The following is a 21223-nucleotide window of genomic DNA, read 5'->3' on the forward strand; positions in this document are numbered from 1 at the left end:
GGTGTCTTAGGCATATGAGATGGGGTTTGATTCTCCCAATCAAATTTACCATATTTTCTCAACCAGCCCACTATGGTGGAACGAGACTGGATGCCATATTTCTTTAAAGCACCTGTTGTGGAGAGTTCACCCTGTTCAATCTCGAAAACAATCTGATGTTTAAGGGATAAGGAATAGTCCTTTTGGGTACGCTTTTGGTAACCAGAATTTATAATAATTGTCATAACGATTTATTTTTGTATCGCTATTTCAGGACTAGACATTTTTAGATATAAAAAAACCGCTCAGCTTTTAGGCTGGGCGGTTTATATCTTTTAACCCTTTAGTATTCATCCTCATTAAAGAAGAAATCTTCTTTAGTTGGATAATCAGGCCAGATTTCTTCAATGGTTTCATAAGGCTCGCCATCATCTTCTAATGCCTGTAAATTTTCGATAACCTCAACAGGAGCACCAGAGCGGATACCGTAATCAATTAATTCATCTTTAGTTGCAGGCCAAGGTGCGTCTTCCAAGTGCGATGCTAATTCTAATGTCCAATACATATCTTCAATTCAATTAAATGCTTGTTCTTAATAATGCGCAAAGTATATTAAAATTTTTGAGCAAAACAAACTTATTTTTCAACTTTTAAACACGGGGAATCCAAATGTTTTCTTCCGCCGCAAAATCCATGTTCAGTTTTCGTGCCAAAACGAAAAGATAGTCGCTTAAACGATTTAAGTATATGGTTACCCGCTCATCTACAAAGCTATTTTCTGCAAGCTCAACTATTAAACGCTCTGCTCTCCTGCAAACACATCTGGCAATATGACAGTAAGAAACGACAGTATTTCCTCCCGGAAGAATAAAATGCTTTAAAGCAGGAAGCAATTCATTCATGGCATCCATCTCATTTTCTAATAAGGCAATATCTGAATCATGCAAATCAGGAATTTTCATTGTTGATTTTTCCGGATCAGCGGCCAATGATGCACCAATGGTAAATAATCGGTCCTGGATTTCCTTTAACAACTGTTTATATTGTTCATCTATATCCTGACACATGATTAAACCAATGTACGAATTCAATTCATCTACTGTGCCATAGGTTTCAATTCGTAAATGGAATTTTGGCACACGGGTTCCACCAATTAATGATGTTTGGCCCTTATCGCCAGTTTTAGTGTAGATTTTCATTTTAAAGAAGTGATATGTTTTTAAGTTTTAAGTTCTAAGTTTGAACGTAAAACTTATAACTCACCACTTAAAACCTTTAATTAATCTTTTCCCAGTCGCTGCCACTATCTTTAAGCGCCTGCAAACGTGGTGAAACATTTTTAATTTCCGTATTTATATAATCGTTTTCAATCAATCCGTCGCGCATTCTTACAATTCTGTGCGCATGCTGTGCAATATCTTCTTCGTGCGTAACCAGGATAATAGTATTTCCTTTACTATGAATTTCTTCCAGTAAACCCATAATTTCAATGGATGTTTTGGTATCAAGGTTACCGGTTGGTTCATCAGCAAGAATAATTGATGGATTATTAATTAATGCTCTTGCCACCGCTACACGTTGGCGCTGACCACCTGATAATTCATTTGGTTTATGATCCATACGATTACCCAGATTAACATTTTCCAATGCTTTAGCGGCTCTCGCTTGTCGGTCTTTCTTACTACTACCGGCATAAATTAAGGGTAGCGCCACATTATCTAATGCAGTAGACCTTGGAAGTAAATTAAAAGTCTGAAAAACGAAACCGATTTCCTGGTTACGAACCTCGGCCAATGCATCATCAGTCATGTGACTTACATTCGTTCCATTTAAAATGTAGGTTCCACTGGAGGGAGTATCCAAACAGCCCAGAATATTCATTAATGTTGATTTTCCAGAGCCTGAAGGCCCCATTAATGCAACGAATTCTCCCTTGTTTATATCTAAAGAAACCGATTTCAGGGCATGAATAACTTCGGATCCAATGACATATTTACGCCCGATTTCTTTTATATTGATGAGTGGTTTCTCCATGATTTTTCTTTTTTAGACAAGCTTGGCAGGTAAGATGTTACACCTATTAGAAAAAAGATGCCTTTCCAAAAGTGATCAATCTACATGCAACGTATTCTCTAATCCTTTTGAGATTATTTTTCAATGATTTTAGGCACCATAAAAAATTGATCATTATGTTTCGCGGAATTTTTTAAGCCTTCCTTTGTAGAAATCTCTTGTTTTACAACATCTTCACGCCAGATATTAGTGGCTTCATTCATATAAACCAATGGTTTTACATTAGATGTATCCAACTCGTTTAACTTTTCCATGAAGGATAAAATTTTATTCATTTCCGGAATCAAGGTATCAACCTCTTTTTCATCTATATGAATTCTAGCTAAGTCTGCTATTTTATATATCGTTTTCGCGTCTAAATTCATTTTACTAACTTACTATCTATTAATTTAAAAACCTGCTCTTTTAAAGAGTCAGCATCATCAGCAATCAAATCTATTGTTTTAATAGGCTTGTGGACGTAAATATCGCAAATTCCCGGCTTACTTCCATATTGAGTTCCATCATCCCAGTTAATTTTCCAAATATTGGTAATACTCACCGGAACCAGCGGAATGTTTTTATCAATGGCTAACCGGAAAGGACCATTCTTGAATTCTCCTAATTTTGGTGGATAATGAACATCTATTTTCCCCTCCGGAAAGATAATGAGACTCATCCCCTTCTCTAAATTTTCACCAGCTTTCTTAAATGCCCTGAATGCAGATATCTTGCTGTCTCGATTCACAGAAATATCAATTGTTTTGAAAAATATACCCAGAACCGGATTATTTAATAATTCATCTTTTCCCATGAAATGATACTTTCCATGCCCCATAATGCAGAAAATCATGATATCAAGGTTAGAACTATGGTTGGCACAATAGATATAGGTTTGATGGTGATCCAGCTGTTCTTCATATTTGAACGAAAAAAATACACCTGAAAAACAACTGCATAAAAAACTGTTTAACTTTCTGCAGACATTTAATATACCGTAATATTTTTCATTCCGGGAAGTAATATAATAAAGCGGATAAAATAAGGCAAAAAAGAAAACGATCCAGAAAAGATACCATAACCGGTGAAACTGCCTTAAGAGTTTAATCATATTAGCTCAAAAATATAAAATAGCACGACAAATTCAATTTTGATGTCGATTATTTCTATCGTTATTGGGATTTAATAACTTCATTTTGTTTAGCCAATAAACCAGGTGCATACATTGTTGGATCAATTCTCTATACCAGACTGCTGAATTATTTGATTTCATAACCATTCATTTTTTGATTTACTGTATCTAATCTTCTACGGATTTAAAAGATTTTGCAGATTTATCCGGGGTTTAAAACAAAGTGAACACTATTGATATAAAATTAACACGATGTTATACATTGCTTGTTTTTTATTTTTAATTTCGTGCCATTATGAAAGAAACAGTGGTGAGTGGCATTCGGCCAACAGGAAAGCTACATTTAGGGAATTATTTTGGTGCAGTAACCAACTTTGTAAAGATGCAGTATGATTATAACTGCTATTTTTTTATCGCAGACCTTCATTCGTTAACCACACATCCAACACCTGGCGATTTACATGGCTACGTTCGCCATGTTCTGGTAGAGTACTTAGCTTGCGGTATTAATCCTGAAGAAACAACCATTTACGTACAAAGCGATGTACCTGAAGTTTCTGAACTCTACCTATACCTGAATATGAATGCTTATCTAGGTGAACTCGAACGCAGTGCTTCTTTCAAAGAAAAAATAAGATCTAATCCGGATAATGTAAACGCAGGTTTATTAACCTACCCTACTTTAATGGCTGCTGATATTCTTATTCACCGGGCCACCAAAGTTCCGGTTGGAAAAGATCAGGAGCAACACCTGGAAATGACACGTAATTTCGGGAACCGTTTTAATAGAATGTATAATGCTGATTTCTTTCCAGAATCTTTTGCTTTTAATTATTCCGAAAATCTGGTAAAAGTTCCAGGTTTAGAAGGAAAAGGCAAAATGAGCAAATCAGATGGAGATGGAAACTGCATTTATTTATCCGATAGTCCCGAAATCATCCGTAAAAAAGTTTCCAGAGCAGTTAGCGATAGTGGCCCGACGGAAGAAAATCAGGAAAAACCGGAAGCTATTCAAAATCTCTTTGATTTAATGAAAATTGTATCTAGTGTAGATACGGTTGCTCATTTCGACGGCTTGTATAATAAAATGCAAATCCGTTACGGAGACATGAAAAAACAGCTTGCAGAAGACATGATTGTTTTTAATTCACCGATTAGAGAACGCATCGAAGAACTTTCGAAGGATGATCTTTACTTAAGGCAAGTAGCAAAACACGGGGCATTAAAGGCACGCGAAAGCGCACAGCAAACCATTAGAGAGGTTCGCAAATTAATTGGGTTTAAAAGTTTTTAATTGATATCGATGGGCAGCAGGCGGTTAGCGGAGTAACGCTTATCGCAATACGCTCACCGCAAACATAATAAAAGATGCACATAGCAATTGTAGGAAATATAGGCGCAGGCAAGACAACTTTAACAGGTTTACTGGCAAAAAATTACGGGTGGGAAGCTTTGTATGAAACTGTGGATAACAACCCTTATCTGGAAGATTTTTATGGCGATATGAAACGCTGGAGTTTTAATCTTCAAATTTATTTCTTAAACAGTCGCTTTCAGCAGATTACTGATATTGAAGTAAATAAACGCAATGTTATTCAAGATAGAACCATTTATGAGGATGCGCATATTTTTGCTGAAAATCTACATGATATGGCGCTGATGACTACGCGTGACCATGATAATTATCGTGCAATTTTCGATAATATCACATCATTCATTAAGCCCCCTGATTTATTGGTTTACTTGCGTGCTTCTGTACCTACATTGGTTAATAATATCCAACGTCGTGGTCGCGAGTACGAAGCTGGCATCCGAATCGATTATTTATCCAAGCTAAATGAAAAATATGAAGCGTGGATTAAAGATTATGATTTGGGAAAATTGCTTATTTTAGATAAGGATAAACTAGATTTCACCAACAATCCTGAAGACCTGGGTGCAGTGATTCAATCTATCGAAGCCGAAATTAACGGGTTGTTTTAATATAAGTGTTGGGAATGTTGAAGTGTGCCAATTAAAATCTTTATGCAAACAAAAGTTGACGATCGTGATCCGCTACACTGGAAGCTAGGTTTATTTTATTTCAACGTTAAAGATAAACGAGTCTTCGTACCCAAAAGGGTAAGGTTTCTGGGCTGGACCTTAAATTTTGCACATACGGCTTCCTATTTCATTATAGCAATAATATTTGCTTTCATTTTTTATAAAGTCTACCAGGCCTAACACATGAAGGATGTTAATTTAGTATCTCCAACAATAGATTTAAAAATCATAGGAATTATTCCGGCGAGATACGCTTCTACCCGTTTTCCGGGTAAACCGCTGGTTGATATTGCCGGAAAAAGTATGATCCAGCGGGTTTACGAGCAGGCTTTAAAAGCAGAAAGTTTAGCTAAAGTTGTAATTGCTACTGATGATCAGCGAATTGCTGACGAGGTTATAAAATTTGGAGGTGAGTTTGTGTTTACTGCAGCACATCACCAGAGTGGTACAGATAGATGTGCAGAGGTGATAGAGCAATTGCCGGAATTTGATATCGTAGTGAATATTCAGGGCGACGAACCCTTCATCGAACCTGCACAAATAGACTTACTAACAAGTTGTTTTACTGAGGAGAAGGTGGAATTGGCTACCCTGATTAAACCTATCCAAAGTCAAGAAAGTATTTATAACCCCAATAGCCCGAAAGTGGTGATTGATCTCAATGGAAGGGCGATGTATTTTAGCCGCAGTCCAATCCCATTTATTAGAGGAGGTGAGCCAGGTGTATGGGCAGAAAAACATCAGTTTTATAAGCACATTGGGATCTATGGCTATCGCAAAGAATCGTTAAAGGCCATTACAAAATTACCACAATCCTCATTAGAAATTGCAGAGAGCCTGGAGCAACTACGCTGGATTGAAAATGGTTTTTATATTCAGACAAAAGTAACTGATTTAGAAACGGTTGCCATTGATACCCCGGAGGATTTATTAAAGTTAAATAAGCTTCTGGAGGCTTTAAAACTGGATTAAACTGATAACGTTCAACTGCGGAAAAGTAAGAACTTAAAGCTATTAAAAAAAATTCGTAAATTCAGGCATGAAAAAATTTTCGCTTTTTGCCGCCACATGTCTCGTTATATTTATTGGTTGTCGATCAAATGACAAGGAAAACAAAGCACTGGCAGAATTTAAAAACGTTAATCAATCAGTAGTCAGGTCATTTTCCGATTTAAACGCTCAGGACACCTTCAAGATTGAATTAACGGGTAGAAAGCCCGAAGACATCATGCTTATCTTTAACATCAAAAAAGCTGATGGTAAGGAAATTTATAAGATTAAACTCAAGGGTACTGATTTATTAAGGAGCACAGATCCAAATGTAGATTTATCAAAAGAAAAAGATCAAATTGCATTTCTTAAAACCATTGCCAACAATTTCTTTTTAGAAGATAATTTCCTGGAGCCAGCAGTAATACCTTCTGATAAGCCAGATAGCTATGTGCCGGATAAGGCATTTTACGAGGAACTTAAAAAATCAGGCCTGAATGGCTTTAAATATCGCTTAGGTAAAGAAAATAACCTATACATTGCCTGGAGTGATAAAGCGCAAAAAGTTAAGATCTATTATAATTGTTGTTAATGAAATACTGTTGATAGCGTAATCGATATCTGCTGATCAATTATCTTTTGATTTAGGCCAATATTTTATATCTTGGTCTACTATTCTTCCCTCCTATTGATCACATTCCACTGTAATTGTTATTCAAATTCATTACTATGGAGCAGATTACTCATGAAATTATTGTAAATATTATAAAGGATGGAAGCGCGAGCTTACTTTCATCTCATGCGAAACTGTCAATACCGATCATTAATAGGATTTATAAAAAAATGGTCAATGATATTAAATTCGATGACATTAAAATATGTGAATGTTTAATTATTGATGGCCACCATCGCTACATCAGTTCACTTTTAGCAGGTGTTAAGCTTGGTAGCGTACCATCTTATCGAACGTTGGCTACATTAGAATACGAATGGACCAGAGTGGAATTTGTTGAGGAAGAATGGGATACAAAAAGTAGAATCAAAGTACTTAATAGACTTGATGCGGATTTTAATAATATACCTATTAATAAAATTATTGAAATCACGAAATAAATTTATAAATTTGTTTATGCTTTTATTGTTATTAGATATAGACGGAGTAATGATTGCTGCTAATTCCTGGAGAAGGCCAGAGATTTTAGCGGATGGGTTTACCGAGTTCAATACTAACGCCGTAATGGCTTTAAATAAGGTGCTCACCAATATGGAAGTAGAGGTTGTGCTTACCACATCGCATAAGTTTAAATTTACGTTAAATGAGTGGCTCGATATTTTTAAAGCAAGAAATATCCATCTCACAAAAATCAGTCGCCTTCCTGATAACGTGAACCATTCGGATCGTAAGACAGAAATTTTAAACTGGTTTAAACAGCATACATCTGTAAATAATCTTATTATTTTAGATGATGATAAATCACTTAACTCGCTCCCTGAATTTTTAAAATCGAGGTTAATTCAAACAAGTGCTTCGGTTGGGTTTACTAACTATTTGGCGGATGAAATGCTGGCCTTAATCGAAGAAAAACAATACGAATACGCCTAGCGACTTTACACAATATTTATTATGATAAAGCTTAAACATATGCCTATGTTTAAGCTTTATACTTTTTGAAATGGCATAATTTTTTAAAGTTAAATCAAAATACCGCTTAATTTTCTGAATCACATTGCTTTATCATATTTAATTTATCTTCATTTTTAAATCTTTGAAACAAGTAATTTTCGTACCTTTGTATCCCGTACAAAAAGCAGCAATTTTTTATATCTGCTGTAAAAAATCACAAACATGACTAAGTATATTTTTGTTACGGGCGGTGTTACTTCATCCTTGGGTAAGGGCATCATTTCCGCATCTCTAGCTAAACTTTTACAGGCACGTGGCTACCGTGTAACCATTCAAAAATTCGATCCGTACATTAATATTGATCCCGGAACTTTAAATCCATACGAACATGGCGAATGCTTTGTAACAGAAGATGGTGCAGAAACCGATTTGGATCTTGGTCATTACGAACGCTTTTTAAACGTTCCTACTTCTCAGGCAAATAACATTACCACAGGTCGTATTTATCAAAATGTAATCAGTAAAGAACGTAAAGGCGAATACTTAGGCAAAACTGTACAGGTAGTGCCCCATATCACTGATGAAATTAAGCGTAACATGCGCATTTTAGGTGATAGCGGAGAATACGATATCGTGATTACTGAACTTGGTGGCACTGTTGGAGATATCGAATCGCTTCCCTTTATTGAGGCTGTTCGTCAGTTCAAGTGGGAAGAAGGAAGTACCAATGCCATCGTAATTCATTTAACCTTGGTGCCTTATTTGGCAGCTGCTGGTGAATTAAAAACCAAACCTACGCAGCACTCGGTTAAGGCGCTATTAGAATACGGAATACAACCAGATATATTGGTTTGCCGTACCGAGCACCACATTAGCCCTGAAATTAGAAAAAAAATAGCTTTATTTTGTAACGTTAATATCAATGCGGTAGTCGAATCGATGGATGCATCTACTATTTATGATGTGCCCTTGTTGATGTTAAAAGAACAATTGGATAAAACAGTTTTAGCTAAATTAAAATTACCAACCAAAAACGATCCGGATATGGAAAGCTGGAAGGATTTCCTTGGTCGTTTAAAAAATCCAACAGCTGAAGTGAAAATTGGTTTAGTTGGTAAATACGTAGAGTTACCTGATGCATACAAATCAATTATTGAATCTTTCGTCCACGCTGGTTCGAAAAATGAATGTAAAGTTCGGGTAGAATATATTCCTTCTGAAAGTATTTTTCCTGATAATGTGCAAGAAAAACTGGGTCACCTGCAAGGTGTACTTGTGGCACCGGGCTTTGGAAGTCGCGGCATTGAAGGTAAAATAGATACCATTAAATATGTTCGCGAAAATAATGTTCCCTTTTTTGGCATCTGCCTGGGTATGCAATGTGCTGTAATTGAGTATGGTCGCAATGTTCTTGGTCTGAAAAATGCGCATACTACCGAAATTGATACTGAAACTGCACATCCGGTAATTAATATGATGGAAGAGCAAAAAAGCATTGTAAACATGGGTGGTACCATGCGTTTGGGCTCGTATCCTTGCGACATTAAAAAAGGTTCCAAAGCCTTCGGTATCTATGGAAAAACACACATTAATGAACGCCACCGTCACCGTTATGAGTTTAACAACGAATATTTAAAGCAATACGAAGAGGCAGGTATGATTGCATCAGGAATTAATCCACAAACAAATTTAGTTGAAATTGTAGAGTTAAAAAGCCATCCTTTTTTCATTGGTGGACAATTTCACCCTGAATTAAAATCAACAGTTGCTAATCCTCACCCACTTTTTGTTAAATTTGTCGCCGCTGCGATGGAGTTTGCGAAAAAGAAAACCAATTAAAAGAAGTACTAATAGAATAATGGATAGAAATACCTTCACAGGATTATTCCTGATTATGATCATTTTGGCAGGATCATTCTACTTTTTACGGCCAACTGAGGCTGAAATAAAAAAAACCAAAGAAATTGAACGCTTAGATTCTTTGAAAAAAGCCGGTGTTGTGCCTGCTGTAAAAGACACGGCTACAAAGTCTGCAGCTATCGTTAACCCAGTGGTAGATTCTCTTGCGTTAAAAGGCCCGTTCGGTACTGCTTTAGCCGGAACAGAATCAAATACGGTTTTAGAAAATGAAAATCTGTTAATCACTTTAAGTAATAAAGGTGGCAGAATTTCATCAGTTCAGATCAAAGGTCAAAAAACTTATGCTGGAAAACCGCTTATTTTATTTGCTGGCAATCAGAATAAATTTGGTTTAAACCTGAATGCTGCCGGAAAAACAATAAATACTAATGATTTATTCTTTACTTCAACTAAAACAGCAAATACCGTTAGCATGCGTGCAAATTATGGCTCAAATGCTTATGTTGAGTATATTTATAATTTAAAAGGATTAAGCAATAAGGTAGATTTCAAAATTAACCTGATTGGCTTGCAGCAGGTAATTGCTGGTAATACGATTGGCTTGAACTGGCAAACGACTTTACTGCAACAAGAAAAATCGATTGAAAGTGAACACCGCTATTCTGCACCTTATTATAAGTATGTAGATGGTGATGTGGATCATTTAAGCGTATCGAAAGATGAGAAAGAGGAATTAGCTAAAGGTAAAATTCAATGGTTTTCTTTTAAACAACACTTTTTCTCTGCTTCATTAATTGCTAAACAACCTTTCGAAAAAGGAAGTTTAGAAGTAAAAATTCCAACGGAACCAGGTCTTGTTAAGTTCTACGATGCAAATATGCAATTACCATATGCACATACTGCAAACCAGGCTTACGAAATGGAGTTTTATTTTGGAACGAATAAATTCTCTGCTTTAAAAGCACAAGGTTATGATTTAGAAAAGCAAGTAGATTTGGGTTACTGGCCTTTAAAATACATCAACCGTTTTATTGTATTGCCTGTATTTAACTTCCTTAATAACTTCGGCTGGAACTTCGGTTTAATCATCCTGGTACTAACCATTTTATTAAAAGTTGCTTTATCACCACTTACTTACAAGTCATACTTATCGATGGCGAAAATGCGGGTTTTAAAGCCTGAGATGGATGAGATTAAAGCTAAAGTTGGTGAAGAGAATGCTACACTTGTTCAACAGGAATACCTGAAGCTCTATAAAAAAGCTGGCGTTAATCCACTTGGTGGGTGTTTGCCAATGGTTTTACAATTACCGTTGGTAATGGCGTTCTTCTTCTTTTTCCCTAATTTATTCGAATTGCGTGGCGAAAGTTTCCTTTGGATGAAAGATTTATCAACTTATGATGAATTTATCAAATTTAGTTTTAAAGTTCCCTTTATTGGTGATCACTTAAGTTTAATGTGTGTATTGATGACGATCTCTACTTTAATCATGACTTATTTTAATAACCAGACTTCAGGTGCTACCGGGCAAATGAAATATATCGGTTATGTAATGCCGGTCATCTTTCTAGGTGTTTTAAATAGCTATCCGGCAGGTTTGAATTACTACTATTTCTTAGCCAACTTAATGACTTTCGGTCAGCAGATCTTAATTCGTAAAATGGTTGATGATGATAAGATTCATGCGCTGATTCAACAAAATAAAGCGAGACCTGCAGATGAGAAAAAGAAAAAGTCTAAATTTCAACAACGTTTAGACGATTATATGCGTCAGCAACAACAAGCTAAAAAGTAATTTTAGCCAGATAATATTTTCATTGAAAGCCTTGATTGTAAAAACAATCAGGGCTTTCTTTTTGTATCTTACTCCTATTTGGCATTTCTTAACCGATTAATTGTAATATTTGGCATACATGTTTCCTAATCAGCTAAAAATTTCCAATTTTAGAATCTTAAATCACAAACAACTAATTAATTTATTTCAAGAAATGCAAAAAAGACTAACAATTATTCTGTTTTTCGTTGTCAGCTTTGCTTATGCGCAAAAGAAACCCTTAGATCATACTGTTTATGATACCTGGGAATCTGTTGGAGCAAAGCAATTATCAAATAATGGGAATTGGGCAATGTATGGTGTTCTTCAGCAGGAAGGCGATGCACAGCTCTACATCAGCAACCTGAAAACCAATTCCAAAAAAAATATTCCGAGAGGAATGAATGCACAGTTTAGCAACGATTCTAAGTTTGCGGCTTTTAGCATCCGTCCTTTTAATAAGGATCTTCGCCAGGCTAAAATAAAAAAGAAAAAGCCTGAGGAAATGCCTAAAGATTCGTTAGGTATTATGAACTTAACCACTAATACCGTAACCAGGATCGCCAGGGTAAAATCTTTTAAATTCCCTGAAGAAGGTGCTGGCGTAATGGCTTATCTTTCGGATAAACCGGATACAGCAAAAAAAGTAATCACTCCGGCAGAAAAAAAAGATACCGACGCCGCTTTTTTAGCAGACGAACCAGCAGGCAAAAGCAAAATTGAAGAAGGAACTGACTTGGTGGTTAAAAACCTGCTCACCGGAACTGATCGAACCTTTAAATTTGTAACAGACTACGCCTTTAGTAAAGATGGCAAGCAGCTGGCATTTAGCTGTAGCGGCTCGAAAAAAGATAAGATGGCTCCTCAAGGTGTATTTCTATTGAATACCGAAAAGGGTACCTTAAAGACCTTAATTAAAGGTAAGGGAAGTTTTAAAAATTTTACCTTCGATGAGGAAAGTGAACACCTCGCTTTCGTTGGTGAGCAAAGTCCGGAGAAACAGGAGATAAAAAATTACAACGTTTATTATAACTCACTCTCTTTGGATACGGCACAAATCATTGTAGATTTTGATATGCCTGGATTACCAGCAAAATGGTCAGTTAATGGCGATGGAAAGGTAACGTTTAGTAAAGATGGCAAGAAATTGTTTTTCGGCATCTCTCCTGTTAAAGCACCAAAAGATACAACCATTGTAGATTTTGAGGTTGCTAAAGTTGATGTCTGGAATTATAAAGACGATTACCTTCAACCTATGCAACTTAAAAATGCAGACCGCGATAGTAAAAAAAGCTACTTATCTGTGATTGATGTATACAGCAGTGATCCTAAAGTAATTCCTTTAACCGATTTAACTTTACCAGATGCGAATCTAATTGCAGAAGGAAATGCCAATACAGTGTTAGCAACAACTGATTATGGACATAGAATCGAATCACAGTGGAGCGGCTCTACTTCCAAAGACTATTACCTTGTTGATACTAAAACGGGGCAGCGTAAAAAGATTATTTCTGAATTGAATGGTTATGCTATGGCTTCGCCTGGTGGAAATTATATCTTGTATTTCGACCGTAAAAGCGGTAACTGGTATACTTACAATGTAGCTACTTCAAAAGCTACTGCACTTACCGAGCGTTTAAATGTGAAATTCGTGGAAGAAGATAACGATGTTCCGGATTTGCCTTCAGCTTATGGAATTGCAACCTGGACCGCAGATGATAAAGCTGTGATCTTAAACGATAGATACGACTTGTGGTCATTCTCACCAGATGGAAAATCTGAGCCAAAAAACATTACTGCTGGTTTTGGAAGAGCAAATAAAATTACTTTCCGTTACGAAAGAGTTGAGCAGGATAATAATAGCTCTAATAGATTTGTTGATAACAAATTTGTTAAATCAAATGAACTGGTTTGGTTAAATGGCTTTAATAACATCACTAAAGAAAATGGTTTTTACCGCACCAATATTGGAGCAGTTAAAGCACCTGAATTGGTGATAATGTCTAAAAACAAATATTCTAATCTGGCTAAAGCTAAAGATGCTGATGTTTATATTTACGACAAAGCAAGTTACGTTGAATCGCCAAACGTATATGTTACTACAGATTTTAAAACTGAAACCAAATTAACCAATACTAATCCTCAACAACAGAATTATAACTGGGGAACGGCTGAATTGGTGAAGTGGACTACACCAAAAGGTTATCAGGCAGAGGGTATTTTATATAAACCAGAAAATTTTGATCCGAATAAGAAATATCCAATGATTGCTTATTTTTATGAAAAATTATCAGACGGATTATACAATTACCAGGCACCAGCTCCTACCCCTTCACGTTTAAATATTTCCTTTTTTGTAAGCAATGGCTACCTTGTTTTTGCACCAGATATCAGTTACGAGAACGGACATCCAGGCCAGTCAGCAGTTGAATACATCAATTCTGGCGTTGAAAATTTGAAGAAAAACAGTTGGGTTGATGCGAAGAAAATCGGTATTCAAGGGCAAAGTTGGGGAGGTTATCAGGTTGCTTATCTAATTACTCAAAACGATATGTATGCAGCAGCCTGGGCTGGAGCACCTGTGGTTAACATGACTTCAGCTTACGGTGGTATCCGTTGGGAAAGCGGAATGAACCGCCAGTTTCAGTACGAAAAAACACAAAGTAGAATTGGTGCAACCCTTTGGGAGAAACCAGAGTTATACGTAGAAAATTCACCATTATTTATGTTTCCAAAGGTGAATACACCTGTTGTAGTAATGGCAAATGATGCTGACGGTGCCGTGCCTTGGTACCAGGGTATAGAGATGTTTACAGGCTTACGTCGTTTAGGTAAACCTGTTTGGATGTTAAATTACAATGGCGAAGCACATAACCTGGTTCAACGTCAAAACAGAAAGGATATTCAAATCCGCGAGCAACAGTTTTTCGACTACTACCTCAAAGGAGCAAAAGCACCTGCATGGATGACGAGCGGAATCCCTGCTACTGAAAAAGGTAAAACCTGGGGCTTTGAATTGACAGACGATAAACCTTAGGTAGTCTGAAGTTTAGAGTCTAAAGTCTGAAGTCCAAAGTCCATGGTGAATAGTAGGTAAACTAGCAGCCATGGACTTTTTATTTTTGATTGATGATTCATGTTAAATCATTCTTAGACATATATATGGGTAACCATTTTTTTAACCATTAGGCTACTCACCCAGACTAAAAACTATGATCTTTCGCTTAAAAAAGGTATTTTCATCCTTTAAAATAAAACTGAACGAACCTAATGGCATTAAGTAGAATCTGGTCTGCATTTATCATCGTTGCCATTGTAGTGGCTAGTATAAAATGTTTCTTCTTCGGACAAACTGATATCTTCAATTGGATGGTTATTGGTAAGGCTGATGATGCTGCTAATCCATTAAAATTAGATGGAATTATTCAAACCTGCTGGGTTTCTGTTGAACTTTGCCTTAAGCTAATTGGAATTTTAGCGCTCTTTATGGGTTTAATGAGCATTGCTGAGAAAGCCGGGGGAATCAGGTTATTATCCAGAATCGTGGGGCCATTCTTTTCAAAATTATTTCCGGATATTCCAAAAGGCCATCCTTCTATGGGCCATATGATTATGAATTTTTCGGCCAATTTACTGGGGCTTGATAATGCCGCAACACCTTTCGGCCTAAAAGCGATGGAGAGTCTGCAAGAACTTAATCCTCAAAAGGATACTGCCTCCAATGCCCAAATCATGTTTTTATGCTTGCATGCTGCTGGTCTAAGTTTAATTCCGGTAAGTGTAATTGCAATCAGGGCTTCGCAAAATGCTTCTAACCCTACTGATGTTTTTATTCCCTGTCTAATAGTTACGTTTGTCGGAACGATGGCCGCGATGCTGATCGTTTCCTTTAAACAGAAAATCAATCTTTTTCAACCTGTGGTTATCGGCTGGATCCTTGGTCTTTCTGCCATCATCGCCAGCCTGGTGCTTTATATCAGGTCTTTAGATGCCATTGGGATTCAATCCTTTTCGGGGCTGTTAAGTAATGGTTTGATTTTATTTATCTTTTTAATTATCATATTGGGCGCCTTGTATAAAAAAATAGATGTGTTTGATGCCTTTATTGATGGTGCAAAAGACGGATTTAAAACCGCAATAAATATCATTCCTTATCTGGTGGGCATGTTGGTTGCCATCAGCTTATTGCGCACGAGCGGAACTTTTGATGTGGTGATTAATGGAATCAAAAGCATATTTGTTTATTTAGGAACAGATACCAGATTCGTGGAAGGTTTGCCTACTGCATTGATCAGGCCTTTAAGTGGCGGCGCTGCCCGTGGAATGATGGTAAGTACCATGGAAACTTATGGTGCAGATTCTTTTCCAAGCAGACTATCTGGTATTTTTCAAGGTGCTTCAGATACCACTTTCTATGTAGTTGCTGTTTACTTTGGATCAGTTCAGATTAAAAACACCAGATATGCCATCGGTTCTATGCTTTTGGCAGATTTAGTAGGCGTATGTACAGCGATAGGAATTTGCTACTTATTCTTTGGATAAAACGCTTTAAACTAAAAAATCCCTGATCGGATGGAGCAAGGATTTCTTCTTAATGAGCATTACTTTGGATGGTTTCTACGAAACCTGTGGAGGCACAGAAATTCTATGAATAATTTCGTCAATAGCATCAGGATCAATAGCTGCATTTTTGGATGCACACCATTTTTCATTCTTATTGTCTAACCAGACACAAAATGAGTGGTAACCATCTAAAACTACCGCATAAGTTTCATGAAAATCGTCTTGAATGCGCATGCAAAATCCTTTAAAAATCTTGCCTCTCACAATAAATTGCAGGGATGAATAATTTTCTAACATGGCTCATATATTTTTGGTAAATATAGAACATGAAATAATACAGAATGTTTCGTCAGTTTTAAGGAATTAATAACTTATCGAAAAGCATTCGGGAATAACTTAACCTATCTTTAACATATTCGAATAACCTCGTGCAATTAAACGTCCTTTTGCTGGCAGCGTTATTTCACATTGCAGGTTTAAAATAGTTCTCCCTTTTTTAATGATTGATGTCTCAGCAATAATTTCATCGCCTTCGGCAGCCGGGGCAAAATAATCGATGTAATTATTTACAGTGGTAAACTGATTATTCAAACCCAGCAGGTATACCGTGGCACCAATTAAATCATCTATAATTCCTGCAGTTACCCCACCGTGTAACATTTTATAGGGATTAGTCATTTCTTTACGAACGGTATATTTACATACCAGCACACCGCTATCTACGCTGATAATAACCGGCGCCAACCAATTCATAAAACCTGAAGGCGATTCAATAACATCTTTGCCAATTTGTGCCTTAAAAAAATTCATCCTTTGTTCACTGAGCGATTCTTCCATTAAATAAAGATATAAAAAATGATCAATTTGAATTTATCTTGCGCTAAAATGCTTGTTTGTTTACCTTAAAACGGTATGATCATTTTAAAACTCATATTCCTTCCCATATTATAAATTCCTGATCTTCCGTTAGGAGATGCTTCATAATATTCAAAATACTTAAGTCGGTTGAGGTGCGATTGATACGCTATATTAAAAATATTATCAACCTGGATAAACAGATCCATGAATACCTGGCCTTTTTTAGATTTAATAGATGAGCCTAATCCAACATTAATTAAGGTATAACCTTTAGTAAAAGTCTCTGTATCATCTAATGCATAAAACTTATTTTGATTGGCGAAAATGGCTGCGTCTAATTTTATGTAAGGCTTATCTAGAAATCCAACAGCTTTTTGTGCTGTTGCTTTTAATTCAGAGCGAATTTGCAATGGCGGAATAAAAGGTAAATATTTGGCTGCTTTACCGTGGAGATCAATAAGTGCTTCGTTTCTATTTAAGCCCACTACATAAGCCAGACTATTATTAAAACTTAGCCATTTCATTTGAGATGGGTGCAAATTCACACTCAATTCTGCACCATAAAGCCTCGCTTTAGCTTGTTGGTATTGGTAAGTCAGGTTGCCAGGAACAATTACCACCGGATTACCACTTTCATCAGTTAAGCGCGACTGATAAATGTAGTTTTGAATATCATTATTAAACACTTCAAAACTTAGATCTGCATCTCTTAAATAGGCAATGATACCGAGATCCTGCTGAAGATTAAATTCTGGATTGAAAGTTCTGTTACCCAGGTAAACGATATGGGCACCCGGGTCTAGGCCGTTCGACCCTATTTCTGTGATATTTGGAGCACGGTAGCCTCTTGCAATATTGGCTTTAATTAATAGTTTCTCTGATAGATTATAGGTTAACCCTAAACTTCCGGATAAGCCATAATAATTTTTATTGAATGATGGGAACTGCAAATCTCCGCCAGGATCATTTGCCATAGCTTTTTTACCGAAACCGGTTTGTGCATCAGTACTTACATAGAAATTATTCCAGGCCATGTTCCTTCTATCCATACGCACACCACCAGAAATATCAATTTTACCGAATGATTTACGAGCGAAGTAAAACGCACCAATATCAAATAAATCATAATCCGGGATTGGAAAATCGGTAGCGTCCTTGCTCCTGTTTCCCTGCAACATCCCATTGATACCCAAAGTACTTTCGATTCCTCCAAAATCCGGCAGGTTGTATTTTACATCATAATTTAAGGTATTCAGCACTACATACAAGCCAGCCTGATCTGGAGCAGTAGGATGATTATATTCCCGCCTAATACTTTGCTGGCCACCAATTAATACATTTAAATCACTGTTACCAAACTTAAACTGACTCGTATTATAAAACCGGAAATGCTGAATGTGCTGATGTAAAGGATTAATTGAATACGTATTTAATTCTCCGGCAGGAACAACAGGTCGATTCCTGATGTCGTCGCCATCATCCAGAATTTGCCTGGTGAACTTTCTGCTGAGCGAATCTCTGCTCCCATCAGGAATCTCCATGAGGTTATCATAATAAGTAATGGCTGTTTTAGAGAAACCCCAATTTTTATCTACACGGGCACTTGCTGATAAATTATATTCGCGAAAAGCCGTGCCATATACCAAACCATCCACTTTGTTTTCATAATTATGAGCGGCTTTCCCAGTTGCCCTGAGGGTATATTTCCAATCATTTTTACCATAAGCTAAACCTAAAGAGGTAGCAATTAGTCCATTATTGGTTTGATAATTGGTTGTGAAATCTCCCTTTAGCTTTCCATTCTGAATTATCGGATTGAGCGGAATCATATTGATCACCCCAGCTAAAGCATCAGATCCGTAAGTTAAGCTCGCGGGTCCTTTCACTACTTCTGCTCTTGAAATTCCATATTCGTCTACCTCAATACCATGTTCGTCTCCCCACTGCTGCCCCTCCTGCCTTAAACCATCGTATAAGGTGAGCACCCGGTTATAGCCTAAGCCCCGGATAAACGGCTTGGAAACATTTGGCCCGGTAGTTACCGCAGTTACCCCGGGAATTCCTTTTACAATGGCATCAATTAAGTTGGTGCTCACATTCTGATCCATTGTTTTTTTAGAGAGTACCGCAATCGGCACCGGACTTTTTCTTAACGCTGTTGCCCGGTTTACACCAGTAATGACTACATCATTTAAGTCTGAAGCCTGTGACTTTAAATCAATATCGTATGTGGTGCTGTCTCCCGTAGTTGATACTTTAATTTTTTCTGTCTGGTAACCAATTCCAGAAAATTGAATTACCAAATTTTCTGTTCCTCCTACATTAAGCTTGTAATCTCCGGAGCGATTAGATATGGTAGATTGGTTATCCCCTATAATTTTTATGGTTACATTATCTACCGGTTTATGGTCGCTTGTAATTCTCCCACTAATGGTTTTGCGCTGCGCAAAAATGGTGAGGGAAAGGATAGAAAAGAAAATAGTCAGGATTAATTTCATAAATTAAGTATAGCTTAAAATTAAATTTAGACAAATCTAAATTTAATTTTAAGCTATACAAATTTTATTTTTAGAAAAGGTTTAATATTAATGCAATACGTGCTCAAATGGATTGGCAAACAGCATGTTATTTTTGTAAGCCATTATTTCATTATCAGTTAACAGGCATTTTTCAAGATCAGCCTTTAAGGTTTTTACGTCCATTTCTTGTCCGATAAAAACCAACTCATTTAAACGGTCACCGAAAGTTTCGTCCCAATCACTTAAGATGAGTGCCTTATTTTCTACAAATTCGGTCTGACTTAATCTTTCCATTTCACTCATACCTGCCCACCATGCACCAGCGTATTCTATTCTCAGTGATCCACCAGCCTGGGAGAAATTAATGACCACATTTCTCATGGCAGCAATCCAGAATATGCCCTTAGTTCTGATCACGTTAGTAGGAAACTCATGGTTTAAGTAAGTCCAAAACCGCTCTGGATGGAAGGGTTTTTTAGCCGTAAATACTGTAGAACTGATGCCATACTCTTCCGTTTCAGGAACATGAACTTCATCTAATTCTTTTTTCCAGGCCTCACCGGAAGAAGCTTTTTCAAAGTCAAATAGCCTCGTATTTAAAATAAATGCTGGATTAAGCTCACTGAAGACTGTTTTATGCAGTTTAGCTGTTGGATTCAGTTTTTTAATTAAAGCTTCGATGAGATGCGCATCATGAGGCGTTACCAGATCCAGTTTGTTTATAACAATTACATCAGCAAATTCGATCTGATCAGTTAGCAAGTTTACGATTGTTCGCTTATCAGCATCGTCATCTGCCCAACTCCTGTCTTGTAGTATGTCTGCGGTTCCAAAATCTTTATAAAAATTAAATGCATCTACAACAGTTACCATCGTATCCAGATAGCTGAAACGGCTTAAATCAATATTTGCAGCTTCATCTACAAAAGAGAAGGTTTGCGCTACAGGGATGGGTTCGGAAATACCACTACTTTCAATTAACAGGTAATCAAATCTATTTTCTTTGGCAAGTTTCTCTACTTCCACCATTAAATCTTCCCTTAGTGTACAACAAATACAACCATTACTCATCTCCACTAACTTCTCTTCAGTTTTAGATAAGCTTCCAGCATGATCAACCAGTTGTGCATCTACGTTGATTTCGCTCATGTCATTTACAATCACAGCAACTCTTAAGCCTTGCTTGTTTTTTAAAATGGAATTAAGTAAGGTGGTTTTACCACTTCCCAGAAAGCCACTTAATACGGTAACAGGTAATCTCTTTATCATAACAATGCAATTAAGTTGCAAATATATCGAAAGACCTTTCAAATGCAACACAATTGCGTTTATATTTGTGACAGTAAATTTTATAATGAAAATGATTAAAGCTTTAAATCTTGACAAAATTGGAATGACCGCATCTACCGCATGTGCCATCCATTGTGCCCTCCTTCCATTTGTACTAACCCTGCTGCCATTGTGGGGATTAGATTTTCTGGCAGACCCGGCTACAGAAATCTCGATGATCTTATTGTCGCTGATTTTAGGCGCCTGGTCTTTAGGGAAATCTTATAGGAAAGTTCATCACCGCGTCTTTCCGATCATTATTTTAGTACTTGGTTTTGCGTGTATAGTGATTGGACATTTTTCAGGGATAAGCATTTTAGAGCCTGTTTTAATTCCGGCGGGCGGCTTCGCCATCGCTTTTGCCCATTTCTTAAATTTGAAACTTGCCAGGAGTTGTACTCATTAATAAAACTTATAGAAGTAGATCAATATTATCATGTTAATGCATCATTATTGCATCA

At 36.7% G+C, this 21223-nt stretch carries 21 protein-coding genes and 1 pseudogene; 12 read left to right on the forward strand and 10 right to left on the reverse strand.

What is annotated here, in order from left to right; translation table 11 throughout:
* From SOM16_RS03820 to SOM16_RS03845, 6 genes and pseudogenes are all read right to left on the reverse strand, one after another.
* Positions 1-224: pseudogene (locus SOM16_RS03820) on the reverse strand (hypothetical protein); the annotation flags it as partial.
* A 98-nt stretch (positions 225-322) separates the two neighbouring features.
* Entirely contained in the window at positions 323-544 is a 222-nt protein-coding gene (locus tag SOM16_RS03825) for a DUF2795 domain-containing protein (protein WP_010603503.1), read from the reverse strand.
* A gap of 85 nt (positions 545-629) precedes the next feature.
* Positions 630-1178, reverse strand: a complete 549-nt coding sequence (locus tag SOM16_RS03830) for a cob(I)yrinic acid a,c-diamide adenosyltransferase (protein WP_320462673.1) — start codon at positions 1176-1178, stop codon at positions 630-632.
* Between the two features lie 76 nt (positions 1179-1254).
* On the reverse strand, positions 1255-2013 hold the full coding sequence (locus tag SOM16_RS03835) for an ABC transporter ATP-binding protein (RefSeq protein ID WP_320462674.1): 759 nt from the start codon (positions 2011-2013) through the stop codon (positions 1255-1257).
* 113 nt (positions 2014-2126) lie between these two features.
* Positions 2127-2417: an Asp-tRNA(Asn)/Glu-tRNA(Gln) amidotransferase subunit GatC gene (gene gatC, locus SOM16_RS03840; RefSeq protein WP_320462675.1), complete on the reverse strand. Its 291-nt coding sequence runs from the start codon at positions 2415-2417 to the stop codon at positions 2127-2129.
* Positions 2414-3142, reverse strand: a complete 729-nt coding sequence (locus SOM16_RS03845; RefSeq protein WP_320462676.1) for a lysophospholipid acyltransferase family protein — start codon at positions 3140-3142, stop codon at positions 2414-2416. The genes gatC and SOM16_RS03845 overlap by 4 nt, the downstream gene beginning before the upstream one ends.
* A 316-nt stretch (positions 3143-3458) precedes the next feature.
* Here SOM16_RS03845 and trpS point away from each other — a divergent pair, with 316 nt between their 5' ends.
* The 11 genes from trpS (at position 3459) to SOM16_RS03900 (ending at position 16035) form a co-directional block, all read left to right on the forward strand.
* Positions 3459-4457: a tryptophan--tRNA ligase gene (gene trpS, locus SOM16_RS03850; protein ID WP_320462677.1), complete on the forward strand. Its 999-nt coding sequence runs from the start codon at positions 3459-3461 to the stop codon at positions 4455-4457.
* A gap of 74 nt (positions 4458-4531) precedes the next feature.
* Entirely contained in the window at positions 4532-5146 is a 615-nt protein-coding gene (locus tag SOM16_RS03855; RefSeq protein ID WP_320462678.1) for a deoxynucleoside kinase, read from the forward strand.
* A gap of 42 nt (positions 5147-5188) precedes the next feature.
* Positions 5189-5386, forward strand: coding sequence for a DUF5808 domain-containing protein (locus SOM16_RS03860; protein WP_320462679.1), 198 nt, complete (start codon positions 5189-5191; stop codon positions 5384-5386).
* 3 nt (positions 5387-5389) lie between these two features.
* A complete protein-coding gene (gene kdsB / locus SOM16_RS03865) occupies positions 5390-6178 on the forward strand; it encodes a 3-deoxy-manno-octulosonate cytidylyltransferase (protein WP_320462680.1) in 789 nt (262 codons plus the stop codon).
* 67 nt (positions 6179-6245) lie between these two features.
* Complete coding sequence (locus tag SOM16_RS03870) at positions 6246-6788, forward strand: hypothetical protein (protein ID WP_320462681.1); 543 nt, start codon at positions 6246-6248, stop codon at positions 6786-6788.
* A 137-nt stretch (positions 6789-6925) separates the two neighbouring features.
* A complete protein-coding gene (locus SOM16_RS03875; protein WP_320462682.1) occupies positions 6926-7309 on the forward strand; it encodes a hypothetical protein in 384 nt (127 codons plus the stop codon).
* Positions 7310-7325: 16 nt separating this feature from the next.
* On the forward strand, positions 7326-7799 hold the full coding sequence (locus tag SOM16_RS03880) for an HAD domain-containing protein (protein ID WP_320462683.1): 474 nt from the start codon (positions 7326-7328) through the stop codon (positions 7797-7799).
* 243 nt (positions 7800-8042) lie between these two features.
* On the forward strand, positions 8043-9659 hold the full coding sequence (locus tag SOM16_RS03885) for a CTP synthase (protein WP_320462684.1): 1617 nt from the start codon (positions 8043-8045) through the stop codon (positions 9657-9659).
* Between the two features lie 19 nt (positions 9660-9678).
* Positions 9679-11475 (forward strand): membrane protein insertase YidC, encoded by a 1797-nt coding sequence (gene yidC / locus SOM16_RS03890; RefSeq protein WP_320462685.1) that lies wholly within the window; start codon positions 9679-9681, stop codon positions 11473-11475.
* 193 nt (positions 11476-11668) lie between these two features.
* Positions 11669-14530 carry a S9 family peptidase gene (locus SOM16_RS03895; RefSeq protein WP_320462686.1) on the forward strand — a complete coding sequence of 954 codons (2862 nt, stop codon included), beginning with the start codon at positions 11669-11671 and terminating at the stop codon, positions 14528-14530.
* Between the two features lie 233 nt (positions 14531-14763).
* A complete protein-coding gene (locus SOM16_RS03900) occupies positions 14764-16035 on the forward strand; it encodes a nucleoside recognition domain-containing protein (protein ID WP_320462687.1) in 1272 nt (423 codons plus the stop codon).
* Positions 16036-16110: 75 nt separating this feature from the next.
* Here SOM16_RS03900 and SOM16_RS03905 read toward each other — a convergent pair whose 3' ends face one another.
* From SOM16_RS03905 to SOM16_RS03920, 4 genes are all read right to left on the reverse strand, one after another.
* Entirely contained in the window at positions 16111-16290 is a 180-nt protein-coding gene (locus SOM16_RS03905; protein ID WP_320462688.1) for a hypothetical protein, read from the reverse strand.
* A 162-nt stretch (positions 16291-16452) separates the two neighbouring features.
* Complete coding sequence (locus tag SOM16_RS03910) at positions 16453-16893, reverse strand: PaaI family thioesterase (protein ID WP_320462689.1); 441 nt, start codon at positions 16891-16893, stop codon at positions 16453-16455.
* A gap of 65 nt (positions 16894-16958) precedes the next feature.
* Positions 16959-19412 (reverse strand): TonB-dependent receptor, encoded by a 2454-nt coding sequence (locus SOM16_RS03915; RefSeq protein ID WP_320462690.1) that lies wholly within the window; start codon positions 19410-19412, stop codon positions 16959-16961.
* A gap of 87 nt (positions 19413-19499) precedes the next feature.
* Positions 19500-20702 carry a GTP-binding protein gene (locus SOM16_RS03920; RefSeq protein WP_320462691.1) on the reverse strand — a complete coding sequence of 401 codons (1203 nt, stop codon included), beginning with the start codon at positions 20700-20702 and terminating at the stop codon, positions 19500-19502.
* A gap of 85 nt (positions 20703-20787) precedes the next feature.
* On the opposite strand from SOM16_RS03920, the gene SOM16_RS03925 reads away from it, so the two are divergent.
* A complete protein-coding gene (locus tag SOM16_RS03925; RefSeq protein WP_320462692.1) occupies positions 20788-21168 on the forward strand; it encodes a MerC domain-containing protein in 381 nt (126 codons plus the stop codon).
* The last annotated feature ends 55 nt before the right edge of the window (positions 21169-21223 follow it).

The sequence above is a fragment of the Pedobacter sp. CFBP9032 genome (genome assembly GCF_034045265.1).
GTDB lineage: Bacteria > Bacteroidota > Bacteroidia > Sphingobacteriales > Sphingobacteriaceae > Pedobacter.

Excerpts from the sequence above, each read along its gene's own strand:
- trpS (WP_320462677.1), top strand. The coding sequence starts at position 3,459 with ATGAAAGAAACAGTGGTGAGTGGCATTCGGCCAACAGGAAAGCTACAT.
- SOM16_RS03910 (WP_320462689.1), bottom strand. The coding sequence starts at position 16,893 with ATGGAAGAATCGCTCAGTGAACAAAGGATGAATTTTTTTAAGGCACAA.
- SOM16_RS03855 (WP_320462678.1), top strand. The coding sequence starts at position 4,532 with ATGCACATAGCAATTGTAGGAAATATAGGCGCAGGCAAGACAACTTTA.
- SOM16_RS03845 (WP_320462676.1), bottom strand. The coding sequence starts at position 3,142 with ATGATTAAACTCTTAAGGCAGTTTCACCGGTTATGGTATCTTTTCTGG.
- SOM16_RS03825 (WP_010603503.1), bottom strand. The coding sequence starts at position 544 with ATGTATTGGACATTAGAATTAGCATCGCACTTGGAAGACGCACCTTGG.
- yidC (WP_320462685.1), top strand. The coding sequence starts at position 9,679 with ATGGATAGAAATACCTTCACAGGATTATTCCTGATTATGATCATTTTG.
- SOM16_RS03915 (WP_320462690.1), bottom strand. The coding sequence starts at position 19,412 with ATGAAATTAATCCTGACTATTTTCTTTTCTATCCTTTCCCTCACCATT.
- SOM16_RS03905 (WP_320462688.1), bottom strand. The coding sequence starts at position 16,290 with ATGCGCATTCAAGACGATTTTCATGAAACTTATGCGGTAGTTTTAGAT.
- kdsB (WP_320462680.1), top strand. The coding sequence starts at position 5,390 with ATGAAGGATGTTAATTTAGTATCTCCAACAATAGATTTAAAAATCATA.
- SOM16_RS03920 (WP_320462691.1), bottom strand. The coding sequence starts at position 20,702 with ATGATAAAGAGATTACCTGTTACCGTATTAAGTGGCTTTCTGGGAAGT.
- SOM16_RS03880 (WP_320462683.1), top strand. The coding sequence starts at position 7,326 with ATGCTTTTATTGTTATTAGATATAGACGGAGTAATGATTGCTGCTAAT.
- SOM16_RS03875 (WP_320462682.1), top strand. The coding sequence starts at position 6,926 with ATGGAGCAGATTACTCATGAAATTATTGTAAATATTATAAAGGATGGA.
- gatC (WP_320462675.1), bottom strand. The coding sequence starts at position 2,417 with ATGAATTTAGACGCGAAAACGATATATAAAATAGCAGACTTAGCTAGA.
- SOM16_RS03885 (WP_320462684.1), top strand. The coding sequence starts at position 8,043 with ATGACTAAGTATATTTTTGTTACGGGCGGTGTTACTTCATCCTTGGGT.
- SOM16_RS03925 (WP_320462692.1), top strand. The coding sequence starts at position 20,788 with ATGAAAATGATTAAAGCTTTAAATCTTGACAAAATTGGAATGACCGCA.
- SOM16_RS03830 (WP_320462673.1), bottom strand. The coding sequence starts at position 1,178 with ATGAAAATCTACACTAAAACTGGCGATAAGGGCCAAACATCATTAATT.
- SOM16_RS03870 (WP_320462681.1), top strand. The coding sequence starts at position 6,246 with ATGAAAAAATTTTCGCTTTTTGCCGCCACATGTCTCGTTATATTTATT.
- SOM16_RS03895 (WP_320462686.1), top strand. The coding sequence starts at position 11,669 with ATGCAAAAAAGACTAACAATTATTCTGTTTTTCGTTGTCAGCTTTGCT.
- SOM16_RS03835 (WP_320462674.1), bottom strand. The coding sequence starts at position 2,013 with ATGGAGAAACCACTCATCAATATAAAAGAAATCGGGCGTAAATATGTC.
- SOM16_RS03900 (WP_320462687.1), top strand. The coding sequence starts at position 14,764 with ATGGCATTAAGTAGAATCTGGTCTGCATTTATCATCGTTGCCATTGTA.
- SOM16_RS03860 (WP_320462679.1), top strand. The coding sequence starts at position 5,189 with ATGCAAACAAAAGTTGACGATCGTGATCCGCTACACTGGAAGCTAGGT.